The 16,434-nt window shown below is 39.5% G+C and carries 14 protein-coding genes; 2 read left to right on the forward strand and 12 right to left on the reverse strand.

Annotated elements, in window-relative coordinates:
• Positions 1–22: 22 nt before the first annotated feature.
• From PO903_RS04440 to PO903_RS04495, 12 genes are all read right to left on the reverse strand, one after another.
• A complete protein-coding gene (locus PO903_RS04440; protein ID WP_273592719.1) occupies positions 23–379 on the reverse strand; it encodes a hypothetical protein in 357 nt (118 codons plus the stop codon).
• 52 nt (positions 380–431) lie between these two features.
• Positions 432–1,613 (reverse strand): response regulator, encoded by a 1,182-nt coding sequence (locus PO903_RS04445; protein ID WP_137223961.1) that lies wholly within the window; start codon positions 1,611–1,613, stop codon positions 432–434.
• Positions 1,591–3,465 (reverse strand): cache domain-containing sensor histidine kinase, encoded by a 1,875-nt coding sequence (locus PO903_RS04450; RefSeq protein ID WP_502921663.1) that lies wholly within the window; start codon positions 3,463–3,465, stop codon positions 1,591–1,593. The genes PO903_RS04445 and PO903_RS04450 overlap by 23 nt, the downstream gene beginning before the upstream one ends.
• Before the next feature lie 157 nt (positions 3,466–3,622).
• Positions 3,623–4,447 (reverse strand): carbohydrate ABC transporter permease, encoded by an 825-nt coding sequence (locus PO903_RS04455; RefSeq protein WP_069325766.1) that lies wholly within the window; start codon positions 4,445–4,447, stop codon positions 3,623–3,625.
• Positions 4,448–4,463: 16 nt separating this feature from the next.
• Positions 4,464–5,354 (reverse strand): carbohydrate ABC transporter permease, encoded by an 891-nt coding sequence (locus PO903_RS04460; RefSeq protein WP_069325767.1) that lies wholly within the window; start codon positions 5,352–5,354, stop codon positions 4,464–4,466.
• Positions 5,355–5,477: 123 nt separating this feature from the next.
• On the reverse strand, positions 5,478–6,797 hold the full coding sequence (locus PO903_RS04465) for a sugar ABC transporter substrate-binding protein (RefSeq protein ID WP_137223965.1): 1,320 nt from the start codon (positions 6,795–6,797) through the stop codon (positions 5,478–5,480).
• Positions 6,798–7,002: 205 nt separating this feature from the next.
• Positions 7,003–8,058 carry a YrpD family protein gene (locus tag PO903_RS04470; protein ID WP_273592720.1) on the reverse strand — a complete coding sequence of 352 codons (1,056 nt, stop codon included), beginning with the start codon at positions 8,056–8,058 and terminating at the stop codon, positions 7,003–7,005.
• 218 nt (positions 8,059–8,276) lie between these two features.
• The gene (locus PO903_RS04475; RefSeq protein ID WP_273592721.1) at positions 8,277–8,714 is read right to left on the reverse strand and encodes a copper amine oxidase N-terminal domain-containing protein; all 438 of its coding nucleotides are present in this window, start codon (positions 8,712–8,714) and stop codon (positions 8,277–8,279) included.
• Between the two features lie 222 nt (positions 8,715–8,936).
• Positions 8,937–10,007, reverse strand: a complete 1,071-nt coding sequence (locus PO903_RS04480) for an ABC transporter substrate-binding protein (RefSeq protein ID WP_273592722.1) — start codon at positions 10,005–10,007, stop codon at positions 8,937–8,939.
• Entirely contained in the window at positions 10,004–10,825 is an 822-nt protein-coding gene (locus tag PO903_RS04485; RefSeq protein ID WP_069325770.1) for an ABC transporter permease, read from the reverse strand. The genes PO903_RS04480 and PO903_RS04485 overlap by 4 nt, the downstream gene beginning before the upstream one ends.
• Complete coding sequence (locus PO903_RS04490) at positions 10,818–11,627, reverse strand: ABC transporter permease (protein ID WP_273592723.1); 810 nt, start codon at positions 11,625–11,627, stop codon at positions 10,818–10,820. The genes PO903_RS04485 and PO903_RS04490 overlap by 8 nt, the downstream gene beginning before the upstream one ends.
• Positions 11,617–12,726: an ABC transporter ATP-binding protein gene (locus PO903_RS04495; RefSeq protein ID WP_069325772.1), complete on the reverse strand. Its 1,110-nt coding sequence runs from the start codon at positions 12,724–12,726 to the stop codon at positions 11,617–11,619. The genes PO903_RS04490 and PO903_RS04495 overlap by 11 nt, the downstream gene beginning before the upstream one ends.
• Positions 12,727–13,111: 385 nt before the next feature.
• Here PO903_RS04495 and PO903_RS04500 point away from each other — a divergent pair, with 385 nt between their 5' ends.
• Together PO903_RS04500 and PO903_RS04505 are read left to right on the forward strand one after the other, a co-directional pair.
• On the forward strand, positions 13,112–14,413 hold the full coding sequence (locus PO903_RS04500; RefSeq protein WP_273592724.1) for a right-handed parallel beta-helix repeat-containing protein: 1,302 nt from the start codon (positions 13,112–13,114) through the stop codon (positions 14,411–14,413).
• A gap of 308 nt (positions 14,414–14,721) precedes the next feature.
• On the forward strand, positions 14,722–16,332 hold the full coding sequence (locus tag PO903_RS04505; RefSeq protein WP_273592725.1) for a prenyltransferase/squalene oxidase repeat-containing protein: 1,611 nt from the start codon (positions 14,722–14,724) through the stop codon (positions 16,330–16,332).
• The last annotated feature ends 102 nt before the right edge of the window (positions 16,333–16,434 follow it).

The following is a 16,434-nucleotide window of genomic DNA, read 5'->3' on the forward strand; positions in this document are numbered from 1 at the left end:
GTAAATTACTATGGATATCATGTTACTTAGGTTTAGCGTGTAGTTTACTAATGATTAGTTTTTTTGCATATCCATAGAAAAGAGAGCCTTCTAATACCCAGTACAATAATTTAATAATGAGCCATTGATGCACCCAAAATAAATACACAATTATAATCAAAGACGATACTACCATAAACACTTGGAGCCATGTTTGTTCAATACCTGTCTGATTCTTATAACCATGTATATAATAGATCATCGCTTGTAATGTAACCATCCCCATAGTGATCACAGGACCTATCGAAACATCATTCAACGGTTGTGAAAAATAGATCAGTGCTACAAACAACACAATCAACAGAACAATATTCAACATATTCTTTTCTGACGTAGACATCATTCACCCCCTTTATATCCTAATTAATCTTTGTTTAGTGATCAAGTCACATTCACGTATTCAAGATTTTCTCCTGCATCCGATACTCTGTCGGGGTCACCATAAACTTCTTGCGGAATACTTGAGTGAAATGCCCTACATTGGTGTAGCCGATCTGCTCTGCAATATCAGCTAGCTTGAGCTTGGGATTGTGCAATAGTACTTTGGCTTGTTCCATCCGCAGACAGATCACATAATCTTTGTACCCTTGTCCTGTTTTCTGCTTGAACAACTGGCTGAAATAGATCGGATTGAGAAATACAACAGCCGCTACCTTTTCCAAAGACAATTCTTCGTTAAAATGCGCGCGAATATACTGTAGCGCCACTTGAATCGCCTGATCGCTACTGCTTCCTTCTTCTGGCGCATCGATTTGCTGAATTTTCTCTTCACGAAGTCGATTGACTTCAACAGCCACATGTTCAATCTCATGGTGAGGACCCGAGTGTCGGGTGGAAAAAGGAACTTTCAAATACTTATGCAAATGCCCTTGCAATGGCTCTAACAAATGCTCGATCTGTACATGAGCATGCAAGGTGACTAAGCCTAGTAGACTATTGCGATCAAAGCTCACGACGAATCCTTGACCTGACTGATCGATCAATTCATTCAATACATTTTCCACGATAAAATGTTCCAGATGAGTACTGCGCTCATCTTGTTCCATTTTGACCAGAATCAGATGAAATTCAGGATAATCGGCGATAAAAGTATCCAGACTGATTTTGCCCATACTGAGTCCTGCCGCTAACCGTTGAAACACTGCTTCTCGCAAGTAATTCAATCCATCTTTGAGCGCTTCTTCTCCTTTGGAAACGACTCTTTCCTGACGGATCTCAATCGTAAGCGATTCCATAAGTTCGACCAGTTTCTTTTTGCCGATCGGCTTCAGTAGATAATCTCTTGCTCCTAAATGTAATGCTTGTTGCGCATAAGAGAACTCGGAATGCGCCGAGATGACAATCCATTTCGCTTGAGGCTGACTGTGACGGGAGATACGCATCAATTCGAGACCGTTAATACCGGGCATCAGAATATCGGTCAGAATAATATCGATCCGATGCTGGCTCATCATCAATACCGCTTCTTCCGCAGAAGATGCTAGATGAACATGATAATTAGGAAAAACACTTTCGATGGTACGCTTGATCCCTTCACGGATATAACTTTCATCATCTGTAATCAGAATGTGCACGAACAATACCTCCTTTATGGATCGAAATAGGTTGATCTGAATATTCAGACTCTATCGTCTGCGCAGACAAGGATAGAAGAGAAGATTGATCAGATAACGGTAGCACTAATTTGACCGCTGTCCCTGTTCCAAGAGAACTCTCGATCTGTATACCATGAGTAATCCCGAACATATGAGACAACCGCTGATGTAGATTTTGCAAGCCAATACTTTTCCGTTCACGATGTACAGGATCGGTTGGACGAAGTAATGAATCTCGCAGTCGCTCCAAGGTAGACTCATTCATGCCTTTACCATTATCTGAAATAATAATATTGAGGTATTTGCGATCCGGTATCGCTCTCACTCGCAAAATGCCCGGTCGATCTAATGCTTCTAAGCCATGTTTGACCGCATTTTCGATAATCGGTTGTAGCAACATCTTCGGCACATGAAGATCCATCCACTGCTCTTCGACATCAATCTCTACACTTAACCGACCATCCAGTCGGATCAGAATAATCGTCAGATAATGATTGATCTGTTCGATCTCTTCTCGTAACGTAACCAGTGCATGGTCTTCCCAATGACTGCTATAACGGAACATATGCGATAACGATAGCACCACATCGCCCAGCTCATCATTTCCTTTTTCATCGAGCATCCAGTAGATCATATCCAGTGTGTTATAGAGAAAGTGAGGATTAACCTGTGATTGAAGCGCATGAAGCTCGGCATTCTTTTCACTGACCGAAGAGACTTTGACCCGTTCGATCAGTTCTTCGATACGCGCGACCATATGGTTGAACGATAATACAAGTGAATTGATTTCTTCGTAAGAGGTAACGGTCACCATGCCACGAAAATTCCCATTTTCCACTTGCTTCATTTCTCGAATCAATCGCTTGAGTGGCGAAGAGATCGTACGGGAAACGATAAAAGCGATCAGTGCAGAGACCACAATCAGCACCGTGACCACAATAAATAAATAACGCTTGGTCTGAGTCAGTTCGACATTGAGATCACGATCTGGTGTGGAGCTGACGATTGTCCAATTGGTGGTACCCAGCTTGGAAGCGGCAATCAGACGGCTATTATTCTGCTGTACATTGACCTGACCGGGAATCTGAGGAAGTGAAATATGTGGTGGTATCGTTCCAGGCTTACTGTTCGGTTCTATCGAAGTTGGGATATGTTTGCCATCGCCTGTTACAATATTCACTTCACTATGAGGTCCTAATTTCAGATTATTCATTGCTGTTAAAAAAGTATCTGCTCGTGCTTCGATCAATACAATGCCTATCTGATGTTGCTCATTGAGATTGAAAATAGGGCGACCGAAAGCAAACACAGGCTGATCTTCCACCTGATCGATAATCGAATGAGGAAACACACCTAGCCATACCATCTGACCGGACGACCCGCTAATCTGCTGATACCATGACGATTTTGTATATTCAGGATCGATCACATTCATCGAATTGCTATAATCGTAGATTTTGCCATTTTCACCGATCACATGAATTCCTACTAGATCATCCCGTGAAAAGTAAATCGCACCCATAATCGTTGTAATGTAATTCTGATTAATGTACTCCACTTGCGGCGAACTTGCTGACTTCTGACCGAGCAGACGTACAATATCTACATTGGCACTAATCGATTTGGAAAGGCTATCATAACTACCTAGTAGAAGATCAAGCAATCCCACCGTTTGTGATACATTTTTCTGTGCAATCTCGCCTAGCTTTTCATGAAATTGAGTCGTTGTACGATTATAAAAAAGGATGCTCACTAACAACACAATCCCAGCCATACAGAACAAAAACAAAATAAATAACCGATTATGAATCGAATGTAAGCTTCGTGACACGGTGGAATGCTCCTTTCTACAAGGTTCGCTAAAAAGCCAAAGGGCGGTAACCATAAAAAGGATTGGTTCCTCTTCATGATTACCGCCAAGTCCCTATACAGAGATAGTACCAATAAAGGTAGCTTCTGGCAAAATAGTTTTGTGTAGCTTTTGGTAATTATCCTTTTACTGCTCCTGCAACCATTCCTTTTGTGATACGTTCAGACAGAATAAAGTAGAAAATAATAACCGGTAACGCACCCATGACAAGAAATGCTCCGATATTTCCGTAATTGACTGAATACTGACTGACAAAGGTATACACCCCGAACGGCAACGTTTTGAGTTCTTCGGATGAAATAAAAGTCGCCGCTACAATATACTCATTCCAGATATTGATAAAGGTTAGAATACATACCGTCATCACAGGTGGCACAGAGATCGGCAAAATAATACTACGGAAAATCCGGTACACACTTGCTCCATCCATAAAAGCAGATTCTTCGATATCCGTCGGAATAGATCGCATAAATCCACTTAAAATAAATACCGCAATCGGTAAAGCAAACGCTGTGTACGGAATAATAATCGACCAGCGTGTATTAAGCAGGTCTAAGTTTTTGAAAATAATCATTAGTGGTAATAATGTCGCTTGTAGTGGAATCATCATGCCTAGCAAAAACAGCAACATCACATATTGACCATATTTCCATTTAAAGCGAGTAATCGCATATGCGGTCATTGAGCTGAAAATAATAACAGCAAACAAACTAATCGCTGTAACGATGACACTGTTGCCTAAATACTTGAGATAGCTACCTGAAGTATAAGCATCTGCATAGTTATGCCACTGCGGAATATTCGGAAGAGCGAAAAAGCTACCTCCTAGAATTTCTTCGTTGGTTTTGAGTGAATACATCACTAGCCATAATAGTGGATACAATTGCGTAACGATCAGGATCGCGAAGAGTAGATACACGAACCATTTTTTCACATTATTCATATCGTGCTCTCCTCCTCTACGTCACTTTACGTTCGATTTTGTTAAATACACCATTGATCACTACGGTGATGACCAGACAGAAAATAACAAGGAATGTCGCTACCGCACTACCATACCCGTACTTCTGAGATAAGAACGACATATTATACATATGCGTCGCTATCGTATCGGTCGCATGTGCAGGGCCACCACCGGTCATAACCATGACTAGCTCGAAAGCTTGCAGTGAACCGATAAAGGCAAGCACCACCGAGATTTTGAAAATAGGCACTACCATCGGGAATGTAATATAACGGTCTGCTTTGAATCCATCGGCTCCATCAATTTTGGCAGCTTCATAGATTTCGTCTGGAATATTCTGTACCCCTGTAAATTGGATCAACAGATGGTAACCAAAGTACTGCCACAACGATACAAAGTAGATTGCATACATCGCAATCGCAGGCTCCGTCAACCAGCTATGTGTCCAGCTATCCAGACCTAGCTTGATTAATACGCCATTTAACATCCCGCCCATCGAAGCCGGATTGTAGATCGTTTTCCACAATTGTCCCAAAATAACGTTAGACAAAATAACAGGAACAAAATAGATCGTCACCAAACGATTTCCTTTGCGAATATAACGATTCAACAAGATAGCGAACAACAAACAAATTGGGATCTCAATAATGGAAAAGACAGCATACATAATCGTACGCTTCACAGACATCCAGAAGTTAGGATCATCAAACAGTAATGTTTTGAAATTCGCCAGACCGACAAACTTGGCATCTGAAATACCATTCCAGTCCAACATCGCTGTGTAAAAAGAAACCAGAATAGGAATAAACACTGTTCCTATGTAAAGGATCAGACAAGGAAGTACAAAAATAGCAATCGTGCGAGCAGGTACTTTTAGTACATTCATGGCTTCTCCCTCCTTCCAACTCTAAAGTTTATTTTCTCTCTTTGGCCTATTCTACTCATAGCGAAGGGGACGCTGTTGACGCCCCCTCGCTGCTACATATCACATATCTATCTCTAGGTTAGTTTAAGGATTCGCTTCAAATGCAGCTTGATGCTCTTGGGCAATTTGTTTTGGATCCACTTGTTGTACAAATAGACTTTGAATACTGCTTAAATGGACTTGAGATACGGCTGGGTTCATCGTGTTATCGAATGACAAGTCGCCACCTTTTACATTTTTGAACAGATCCAGTACATCAATCGCAAGTGGAGAATATCCAGCGGCTTTGAAGTCACCGTCTACTTTTTGACCCAGACCGACCGCATTTTTCAATTCGAACGATACTTTAGGTAAGTTCAGTGCAAAGTAGTTTAAGAAATCTTTGGTTTCTTTTAAATGTTCACTGTTCGCAGATACGGCAAATGCACTACCTGGAGCTAACATGAACTCATCTGGATTTCCTTTACCATTAACCGTAGGGAATTTGAATACGCTCACGTCTTTACCGATCGTTGAACCGTCGTTAGCGCCTGTTTCCCATGTTCCGATAAAGAACATAGCCGCTTGACCTGTACGGAACATGTTACCGCCTGCTGTAGCATCAATCGATGTTGCACCTTCAGGGAAAGCGCCTGCTTGAACTAATTTTTGGAAAGCATCGACAGCTTCGACGAATGCAGGATCATTAAATGTTTTTTTGCCATCTGCTACATCTTGCAAGAATCCAGGTCCACCGTTAGTACGAAGCAAGATGTTCATAAATAGGAATGACCCTGTCCATGAATCTTTCTCACCGATTGCGATAGGCGTGATACCTGCATCTTTAAGCTTTTTCACATCTGCAAGTAGCTCATCGAATGTCGTTGGCGGAGCAGCGATGCCTGCTTTGGCAAATAAAGCTTTGTTATAAAAACCAACTTCGATATTATTACCATCTGGAAGTGCATACACATTTCCATCTTTGCTGTAATAATCAAGCAGTCCTTCTTGATATGTATCTTTTAGACCGCCTTTGTCAACGACATCATTCAATGGAGCAAGCAAGCCTGCATCGATATACGGTTTCATCTGAGCTGCTGGATTCACAATCGTGATATCAGGGATTTCTTTAGAAGCCGCTTGTGTTTTAAGTTTTAATTTTTGTTGATCTGTATTTAGCGTATCCAGTTCGATATCAATATTTGGATGTTCTTTCTCATATTGATCGACGATCTGGTGAATCATTTTGTACGTTGGTGTGGTTGGATCAGGATAAATATTTTGGAACGTGATTTTTGTTTTGTCCCCACTGTCTCCACTTGCTCCTGAACCGCTTGAACTTGAATCGCTGTTACCACAACCTGCAAGTCCGAACGCCAGTGCACCTGCTAATAACAGAGCAACTGTTTTGCTTGGCATTTTCATATCTTTTAATATCCCCCTTATTGGATAATTTGTACAAAACGTACGGTTTATGACTTTATTATGATGTTAGCGCTTACTTTTAACAATGTGTGAAATTAAGATTTATAGTTTGTATTTTCAAGGTATTTAAACTCCCTGCACACATTGCACTCAAAATAAAAAGTATGATTCTAATGTAATTAGAACCATACTTTTATTTGAAAATTTATCTAGAAACGTTAATTGTCGCATTATTCCCACTGACACTCACTGTAGCATAATCTTGTGCATCAACTACAGGAGTAACTGCGTTACCATCTAAATTAATATTACTAAAACGAGCGTAGTTTTTACCGGTGACATTCTCGCTGCCCGCTACAGTCGCTAATACTTTCCATGTACTTACAGTATTAATATTTGTTCCTGCCACTTCTATTATAGAAGTCAAGTACGTATCTTCAGTATTATTACATTCCATATCTGCACAAACTCCAAATCCAATTAAACTCAACCGAGTATTATTATTCACATTTTTATAAACAGTAAAATTCACATCAGTACCGCCAACAAATCCATTTTTATATTGAAGTTTATCATATCCTCGCAAAGGATCTCCAAAAATCTCTTTACCGCCATCATTGAGTAAAACATATGGAGTCCATTTTACATATCCATAAGCATTACTGTATTGTAATCCCATATCTGTTCCCATTGAATAGTTGGTTCCGTTAGATCTTTTACCCGTTCCATTAAAGCCTGAGTAAATCCAACCTATCCCACTTTTTGTAGATCCCATCTGACTTGCAGTGGCTGTTGTCACGGTTGCATTTAAATATGAACCGTTTTTTGAGATAACTGCACGTCCACCTATTCCACTAGGTATACTTGAAATTGCGGCAGCCACAGACGTGGATTCTGCTATATTTTTATCAAGCGGAGTATCATTTAAATCAATGATTACTAGAGATTCTTTATTGTCTGGAGTTGTCTCGTAAAAATATCCAGTCTCATTTTCAATACGGTAATAATCAATTACTTGCTTCGTTTCTGAAACATTTAGTGAACGTAGATTATTTTTTTTATACTCACTAGCTATCTTTCTCGAAGTATCCAATATTTCAGCCAATTTAGAATCTTGAATTTTTTGATCAGTTTCATTACTTATACTTACTCCATCCGTTGTAGATGCTGCTATTGCAACTGGAGATGTAGGAGCAATTAAAGATGAGAACAAAACTATAGAAAAAAGAATTGGTGTTAATTTCAAAAAATTACTTTTCAAATCAAACATCCTCTCTAGTTTTAAGATTTTCAATCTAATGATTTACAACCTAAACTTTAAAATACTATGTAAACCTAACCATTATTTATAATTAAAACCTCCCTAAATTAATTAAATGTATCATAATATATATTTATCATTTTTTCAATTATATTACATATTTGTATAAATAAAAGAAGCTATTCTATGTCGATAAAAATTAGAATAGCTTCTTTTATTCATTTCAACCGATTTATTGTTACTCTTAAATGAGGCTTATCAAAATTTACTTTAGCATTTAAAGCTTCGCTAACAAATCTCAAATTGACTAGTATTGTGTTTTTAGCCATATAGGGAGTTTGTGTCAATTTTATTTTTTTATTATCAATGTAAGCATCAAAACGGTCTAAGGTTAATTTAATCGTCTTATCATCTTTTATGGCTGTTATTGTTTTAGTGTTTTGGTTCCAACTTACGCTTGCACCATAAGCCTCAAATAATTGGCGAAAAGGAACCATAGTATTTCCATTTTGGATAATTGCATTCGGATCAAATTTAATTTCTGAACCATCTAAAATTACTTTGACTTTAGAATCATCAAAAACATCAGCTCTGGTAGTAGAATTACTTGAAAAAAATAATAAAAGAGCAGTTACAACGATAAAAACTTTTTTCATACTAAAATCGCCTCCATCATTTAATAAAAGCTATTTTAATCCACATTATAGACGTATTATTCAGCAAAAAGTTTCATTTAATTGTAAATAAAGTAAATTTTTATTTTATTGTACAACGTATAAAAGAATGTATCTATTTAAAAAAGTTAAATGATGAAATATTTCCATCAAAAAAATCGCATTAGAATAAATTCTAATGCGATTTCTTAATAACATTTTCTATTACTTATTCATTTTAAACTGCAAAAACAACTCATTATAATGCACCAGCATTTTTTTGCCCAGATTATCATATACTTCAAGCTTATCCGTTAGTTCTTGTGGCGGGTAAAAGCGTTCGTCACTCGAAATGTCTTCCGGCAATAACTTGAGTGCTTTGGCATTCGGTGTAGAATAGCCTACATACTCTGTATTTTGCTCAGCGATTTTGGGATCTAGCATAAAGTTGATAAATTTGTGTGCAGCATCGACATTGGCGGCTGTTTTGGGAATAACCATATTATCGAACCATAAGTTTGTACCTTCTTTGGGAACGACAAAATCCAAATCAGCATTCTGATCCATAATCTCAGACGCATCTCCCGAAAAGACTAGACCTGCCGCGGCTTCGTTGTTCGCCAGCAACATTTTGATCTCATCGCCTACAATCGCTTTGACGTTAGGGGTCAACTTTTTGAGCTTGGCTAATGCTTGTTGTAAATGTTGCTCATTCGTATCATTAAGCGAATACCCCAGACTGTTAAGCGACATCCCGATCACTTCACGAGCACCATCCGTTAGCAACACATTATTACGTAGCTTAGTATCCCAGAGATCGTCCCAGCTATCGAACTTGATCCCTTGGGCTAACTTGGGATTGTAGACAATTCCAACGGTTCCCCAGAAGTAAGGTGCAGAATACTTGTTATTAGGATCGAACGATTGATTCATAAATTTAGGATCAATATTTTTCAAATTCGGCAATTTACTATGATCGAGCGGAATTAATAGATTTTCTTCACGCATTTTGGAAATCGCATAATCTGACGGAATCGCAACATCGAATGTCGTTCCGCCTTGCTCAATCTTCGTCAACATCGCTTCATTAGAATCAAACGTCTGATAGATTACGGTAATGCCTGTTTCTTTTTGAAATTGATCTAAAATATCTGGATCAATATAGTCGCCCCAGTTGTAGATCGTGAGCGTATTTCCACTGGAGTAGCCTTCGCTCACATTCAAGCGTGATGCGGTATACATCAAGATCAGAGCGACCACGATAATACTGAGAAACATCCGTGTAAGAGTCTTCATCTTGGACCTCCTACTGCGATCGGTTCTTCGCGGCGTGGCTTATTGGTAGCCCGGCGATTGATCATATAATAACCAACTACCAACATCACCGTAAATAAGAAGATCAGCGTAGATAACGCATTGATTGATAACGCAACCCCTTGTCTAGCACGAGAATAAATTTCAACCGATAGTGTCGAATATCCATTCCCTGTTACAAAAAAGGTCACAGCAAAATCATCTAACGAATACGTAAATGCCATAAAAAATCCTGCAAAAATGCCCGGCTTAATAAATGGCAAAATAACTTTGCTTAACACATCACGACGACTTGCTCCTAGATCACGAGCCGCATCAATCAAAGAAGGGCTCATTTCTTGCAATCTTGGCAGAATCATCAGTACAGTAATCGGAATACTGAATGCGATATGCGAGATCAATACTGAAGCAAATCCTAATTTGATCCCAATCATCGTAAATAAGATTAGAAAAGACGCACCAATAATTACATCAGGACTCACAATGAGTACATTATTCAGCGACAACACCGTATCTTTGAGACGGCGACGACGAATCCGGTCGATGGCTAGTGCCCCGATAATTCCGATCATCGTTGCAATTGTTGAAGATAACAATGCAATCACCAGCGTATTAATGACAATAATAATCAATCGTGTATCTTGAAATACTTCGGCATACCATTCCCATGTAAATCCTTCAAATTCATGCATATTACCTGCACTGTTGAATGAGTAATACATTAGATATAGAATCGGTGCATATAATAGAGCAAATACAAAAACAAGATACAGATTACCCCAACCATTTTTATTAGTCATGACGTACCTCCTTGCCGAAGCCGCCACTTAGAATCATAATCACAGCCATCGCAATAATTAAGACTACTGCTACAGTAGAACCCATACCCCAGTCTTGTGTGACAAGGAAATGCTGTTCAATCGCTGTACCGAGTGTAATCACTTTATTCCCTGCAATCAGACGTGTAATCATAAATAGCGATAGAGATGGAATAAAGACCGCCATACAGCCTGATTTCACACCAGCCATCGTTAACGGCAAAATCACCCGTCTAAAGGTCATCCAACCCGATGCACCCAGATCACGTGCCGCAGATACCAGTGTAGGATTCATTTCTTCCAGTGCATTGTAGATCGGCAAAATCATAAATGGAATAAAAATATATACGGATACAAAAACAAAACTAGACGCATTAAACAATAATTGCTGTTCTCCAAATCCAAATGTACCGAGTAATGCATTGATCGGGCCATACGTTCCAAAAATCCCGATAAACGCATACGTTTTGAGCAATAGATTAATCCATGTTGGCAAAATAATCAGCAGAATCCATAATTGCCGATGCTTGGTGCGAGTTAACAGATACGCCGCAGGATATGCTACTAATAGTGAAAACAACGTCACTAAAAACGCATACCAGAACGAGCTAATCGTCATTTGCAAATACGTTGGTGTAAAAAAGGTCCGATAATTCTGAAGCGTCAGATTACCATCGACATCAAAAAAAGAATAATACCCTACAAGCACCACTGGTGCGATAACAAATAACACGATCCAGATATAATAAGGCAGCATATAAATGCTGCGTGTATTAGCCTGCATAGACCCCACCTTCTTCATAACCTTCAAGGCGACGATCAAAGTCTTCTTCACTTTCTCCAAAACGCATAACATGAATCGCTTCCGGCTCAAAATCCAGCCCAATTTCACTGCCCGGATCGGCTTTACGAGTTGAATGAACTAACCATTCATGACCGGAATCATCATAACAACTAATCTCATAGTGAACGCCACGGAATAATTGGGTATCGACACGCACTTTAAGCTTGCCTTTTTCCACAGTTGTGAGTTCCAAATCTTCAGGGCGAATCACGACTTCAATACTTTCATTATCACGTAGACCCTGATCGACACAATGGAATCTCTTGCCGTTAAATTCCACTAAGAAATCTTCGATCATACGTCCTGGAACAATATTCGATTCTCCGATAAAGTCAGCGACAAATCGGTTAATCGGCTCATCATAGATATCATTTGGCGTTCCACTTTGTTCGATTTTCCCTTTATTCATGACAAAAATTTCATCAGACATCGCCAGCGCTTCTTCTTGATCATGGGTAACAAAGATAAACGTAATCCCCAAACGTTGCTGAATTTCACGCAGTTCATACTGCATTTCAGTACGCAATTTGAGATCCAGTGCAGACAATGGCTCATCCAGTAGTAAAACTTCCGGTTCATTCACCAGTGCACGCGCAATCGCTACCCGTTGCTTTTGTCCACCTGACATTTCGCTAATCGAACGTTGCTCATATCCTTCTAGATTGACGAACTGAAGAGCTTCTTTCACTTTGGCGGTTACTGCATCTTTTTTCATTTTTTTGATCCGCAATCCAAAAGCCACATTCTCAAATACATTCAAATGGGGGAAGAGTGCATAATCTTGAAATACCGTATTCACTTGACGTTTATTGGCAGGCACTTTATTGATGACCTGTCCGTTAAAATAAATCGAACCTCCTGTCGGTTCAGTAAAACCAGCGATCATACGCAAAATCGTGGTTTTCCCGCAACCGGAAGGACCGAGTAAGGTATAAAATTTACCTCGTTCTACCTCAAATTCTATATTTTCGAGCACTACTGTTCCATCTTCATAGCGCTTCGATACTCCATCAAAACGAATAATTGTATTGTCCCCCATAACAGCCTCCTTTAATAACCTCTATTCTTTATTATAACCAATAGATGTTGTAACGATTAAAGTATTGTATACGCAATGTTAAATAGATATCTGCTGAACATAAATAAAATCCAATCCGCAATTCTTAAGATTGGATTACGATATACTTCATGATTTACGTTTTCTACCTAACCAGCTATCCAATAGACCAAATACCATCGTATAGATCGGTACTATTTGCCATTCCGAATACTCTATCCATATACCTATAAAATAAAGGTTCAATGCAATTATAAAGAAAACCACCAGAATTGCAATTACATTATCAGTCAAAAGCCTTACAATAAAAGAAATAATAGCTCCTAAGTCATACTGATTCTATCCTTACACTTTATTGGATCCATCTATGTATTACAGCGACTATACAATATCACAAGGAGGAATTCATCTGCATACAACTTTTATACATCAACGGATTAAGGTATTCATCCTTTGTCTGCTTACATTATTTCTACTATCTATACCTGCTCCACACTCCTATGCGGATTCTTCTATTCCTTTTGCCAATGAAAGTTATGAAAGTATTGTAGATGCTTCAGGAGAAGGGGATTATGTATCTCTACAACAAGCGATTGATGCGCAAGCCCTTCATATTTTTGTACGTAACGGAATCTATAATGTAAATACGACTCTTCAAATTGAACTGGACGGAACGACGATACGTGGACAATCACGAGATGGTGTGATTATTCGCCAGAATCAAGCCCCACGTGATCTACTGGTGATTCGTGCAGATCATGTTCATATTTCCAATCTTACCCTTGATACATATACGAACAATGCAGGAGCCGCACTAGTGGTTGCCGATGCCAATGAAGTGATGATTCAAGATTCCCTTTTTCAAGGTTCCAAGACGATTTTTGCTGTGTATTTTGCAGGTCCTTCGGTGAAAGCAGGTGAAGATACACTTGCCGCTGTCGAATCAGGTACACTCGATCAAGGTAATCAATTTTTGCGCAATGAAGTCTATTCTCATTATGCAGGTGACGGATTATCCTTTTCATTACAAAAAAATGGATTAGTACAAGACAATATTCTTCATCATGCGGTGTTGGCTTTTTATATGTGCAGAAATAGTGAAGTGTCTACCAATATCATCAACGATTCGCCCGGTGTAGGGATTCATTATTCTATGCCTGCGTATGACAATATCATTCGAGATAACCAGATCTATCGTTCATTGGGATCAGGCATAAGAGCGTCTGCTAATCTAGAACATCCTGTGCCTACAACTGCTCTGTATACAGGATTATTGATCGATCATAACCTTATTAAAGATACACGTTCTTTTGGGATTGAACTTGATCAAATGGGGAGTGGTACACGGATTCAGCGTAATAATATTAGTCAGACTGACTTTTCCGGTATGATTGTTCTTCGTTCTTCGGATCTACGAATTCACAATAACCAGCTGTCTCACAACGCCTATTATCGTATTCGTGGTCGTCTTCATGATTGGACAGGTAACAGTGGCGGAATCGATCTCGAAAATACAGTAACAGCAACTAAGATGACCTATAACACGATCACATCCAATGGAAAAAGTGACTTTGGTATTCGCTTCTCCCCCACTCAAGGAAAAAATACGATGTATAAAAATAAATTGGTTGGCACTACGTTGATCGCTGATATCATACGTTTGCCTTAAAAAAGGTATCTATTTGCTACTCTATCTATTCTAGCCCTCTTGTATAACCCTTATCCTTTTCAAGCTACTCCTACGCCAATGTTATTTGAGTAGGAGTTTTGCTTTTTCAAGAATCTCTTTCTTAAGTCCTTGATTATCCATATTGACGTAAGCGCTTCCATAAGTAAAAATGAGTGAGATAAATGTTACATACTGGAAAATAGTGATGGTTTTGGAACTTTACTCTATTGAAATTCAAATAGCCTATTCAAACCTTCCTTTTCCCATTTTATGATTCATTTATCTACTATCCTTGAGGAGGAATATTGATGAAAAAGAAATTCACTCACTTGTTGCTCACAGCAGTACTGGTTGTAGGGGCGACTTTACCATCAGCAGGCATTGTGAGAGCAGATGCGGCAAGTGATGCTTCTAACCGGGCATTAACATGGTTAGAAACGCAACAAGATGCTACAGCAGGACTGGCTTTTGACGGATTAGTAGATAGTTTTGAAGATTTCTGGGGACCTAACAATCCGAAACAGATCGTATACACGTATGATCAGGCGGTAGCCGCAATAGCTTTTATCGTCAAAGGGGAACGGGTTCGTGCTGAGAAAGTACTCAACAAAATGCGAGATATTCAAGATCCTACAGGCTACTGGCTGAATTCATATTGGTATAATAACGGTGCAGGCGAAGAAATTCGCGAACATGTAGGACCTGTTGTATGGATGGCAATGGCGGCAATGGCGTATGAAAAACAATATAATGATACTCGCTATCGCCCTATGGCAATCAAAGCGCTAGATTGGTCTCTACAGTATCAACAAGCCAATGGCGGTGTAGCAGGCGGTTGGAGTGCATGGAGCAATTCCAATGAACCGTGGAGCTCTACCGAGCACAATATTGATATCTATCGTGTGTTGCAATATTATGCGTCTGTCGATTCGACCAAAGCAGCCAAATATAATGCAGCTGCGACTAAAGTCAAAAGCTTTCTTGATAATAAAGTATGGGATGATGCCAACAAACGCTTTACCGGTGGTTGGAAAAATGACACCAATCTGATCGATCCTAAGCTTCCGCTAGATGTGAATCCGTGGGCTGTATTAGCACTTGGAACCACAGGGACTCACAACTATGGAGCAAGTCTAGATTATGTTGAAAATGCAAATGGTGTTCCCGGTACACTGGCGAATCCACGTTACAAACAGACATTGACGTATAATGATGCTGGCAATACATTAACCGGTTATGATTTCGATTGGACCGATGAAGTGAAGCCTGCTTATGACGATAACGGTAATCAGATTGGTAATACAGGAGCAGACGTGTGGTTTGAAGGATCAGCCTTTATGTCGCTGGCTTATTATATGAAAGGCGATGTCTCCAAAGCGAACGCTATCAACACTGAAATTATCAAAAAACAAGGCACAAGCGGAGCTTCACTTGGCGGTATTCCGTATTCTCTTAAAGGCACAAGCAATAGCTACTGGGTAATGGCGCAGCAAAACTGTGTATCCAGTACAGGATGGTTAATCTTATCCCTTGCCCATTTCAATCCATTTACAGGGCAATATCTAACAGGCGGTAATCCAACCAATCCACCAACGCCTACAGACCCAACTACACCGACTCCTGATCCAGGAACAGGGACAGGCGATCACACGACCGCAGACTACACAGCAGGTGTGACCAAAGTGTCTGCTACAGCAATCAGTATTAATATCAAGCCTGTAACGGCTGCCAAATATGTCGATATCCACTATAAAATCAATGGTGGATCACAGCAAAATTACCGTATGACCAACAGTTCAGGCACATGGAAACAGAGTGTCACTGGACTTAGCACAGGCACAAAAGTGGAGTACTGGTTCACTTATGAGAAATCAGGCCCTCAATATGATTCGACTCACTACACATATACTTTAAATTAACTCATCCCAGCCAAGCACCTAATAGAACATTCTATTAGGTGTTTTTGCTGTTCGCTGATCCTCTTTTCGTCTATGATTTAGATAGAGTATGATATACATATT

The organism is Paenibacillus sp. PK4536, from assembly GCF_028594455.2.
Lineage (GTDB): Bacteria > Bacillota > Bacilli > Paenibacillales > Paenibacillaceae > Saccharibacillus > Saccharibacillus nuruki.

Excerpts from the sequence above, each read along its gene's own strand:
- PO903_RS04440 (WP_273592719.1), bottom strand. The coding sequence starts at position 379 with ATGTCTACGTCAGAAAAGAATATGTTGAATATTGTTCTGTTGATTGTG.
- PO903_RS04455 (WP_069325766.1), bottom strand. The coding sequence starts at position 4,447 with ATGAATAATGTGAAAAAATGGTTCGTGTATCTACTCTTCGCGATCCTG.
- PO903_RS04460 (WP_069325767.1), bottom strand. The coding sequence starts at position 5,354 with ATGAATGTACTAAAAGTACCTGCTCGCACGATTGCTATTTTTGTACTT.
- PO903_RS04465 (WP_137223965.1), bottom strand. The coding sequence starts at position 6,797 with ATGAAAATGCCAAGCAAAACAGTTGCTCTGTTATTAGCAGGTGCACTG.
- PO903_RS04475 (WP_273592721.1), bottom strand. The coding sequence starts at position 8,714 with ATGAAAAAAGTTTTTATCGTTGTAACTGCTCTTTTATTATTTTTTTCA.
- PO903_RS04480 (WP_273592722.1), bottom strand. The coding sequence starts at position 10,007 with ATGAAGACTCTTACACGGATGTTTCTCAGTATTATCGTGGTCGCTCTG.
- PO903_RS04485 (WP_069325770.1), bottom strand. The coding sequence starts at position 10,825 with ATGACTAATAAAAATGGTTGGGGTAATCTGTATCTTGTTTTTGTATTT.
- PO903_RS04490 (WP_273592723.1), bottom strand. The coding sequence starts at position 11,627 with ATGCAGGCTAATACACGCAGCATTTATATGCTGCCTTATTATATCTGG.
- PO903_RS04495 (WP_069325772.1), bottom strand. The coding sequence starts at position 12,726 with ATGGGGGACAATACAATTATTCGTTTTGATGGAGTATCGAAGCGCTAT.
- PO903_RS04500 (WP_273592724.1), top strand. The coding sequence starts at position 13,112 with ATGTATTACAGCGACTATACAATATCACAAGGAGGAATTCATCTGCAT.
- PO903_RS04505 (WP_273592725.1), top strand. The coding sequence starts at position 14,722 with ATGAAAAAGAAATTCACTCACTTGTTGCTCACAGCAGTACTGGTTGTA.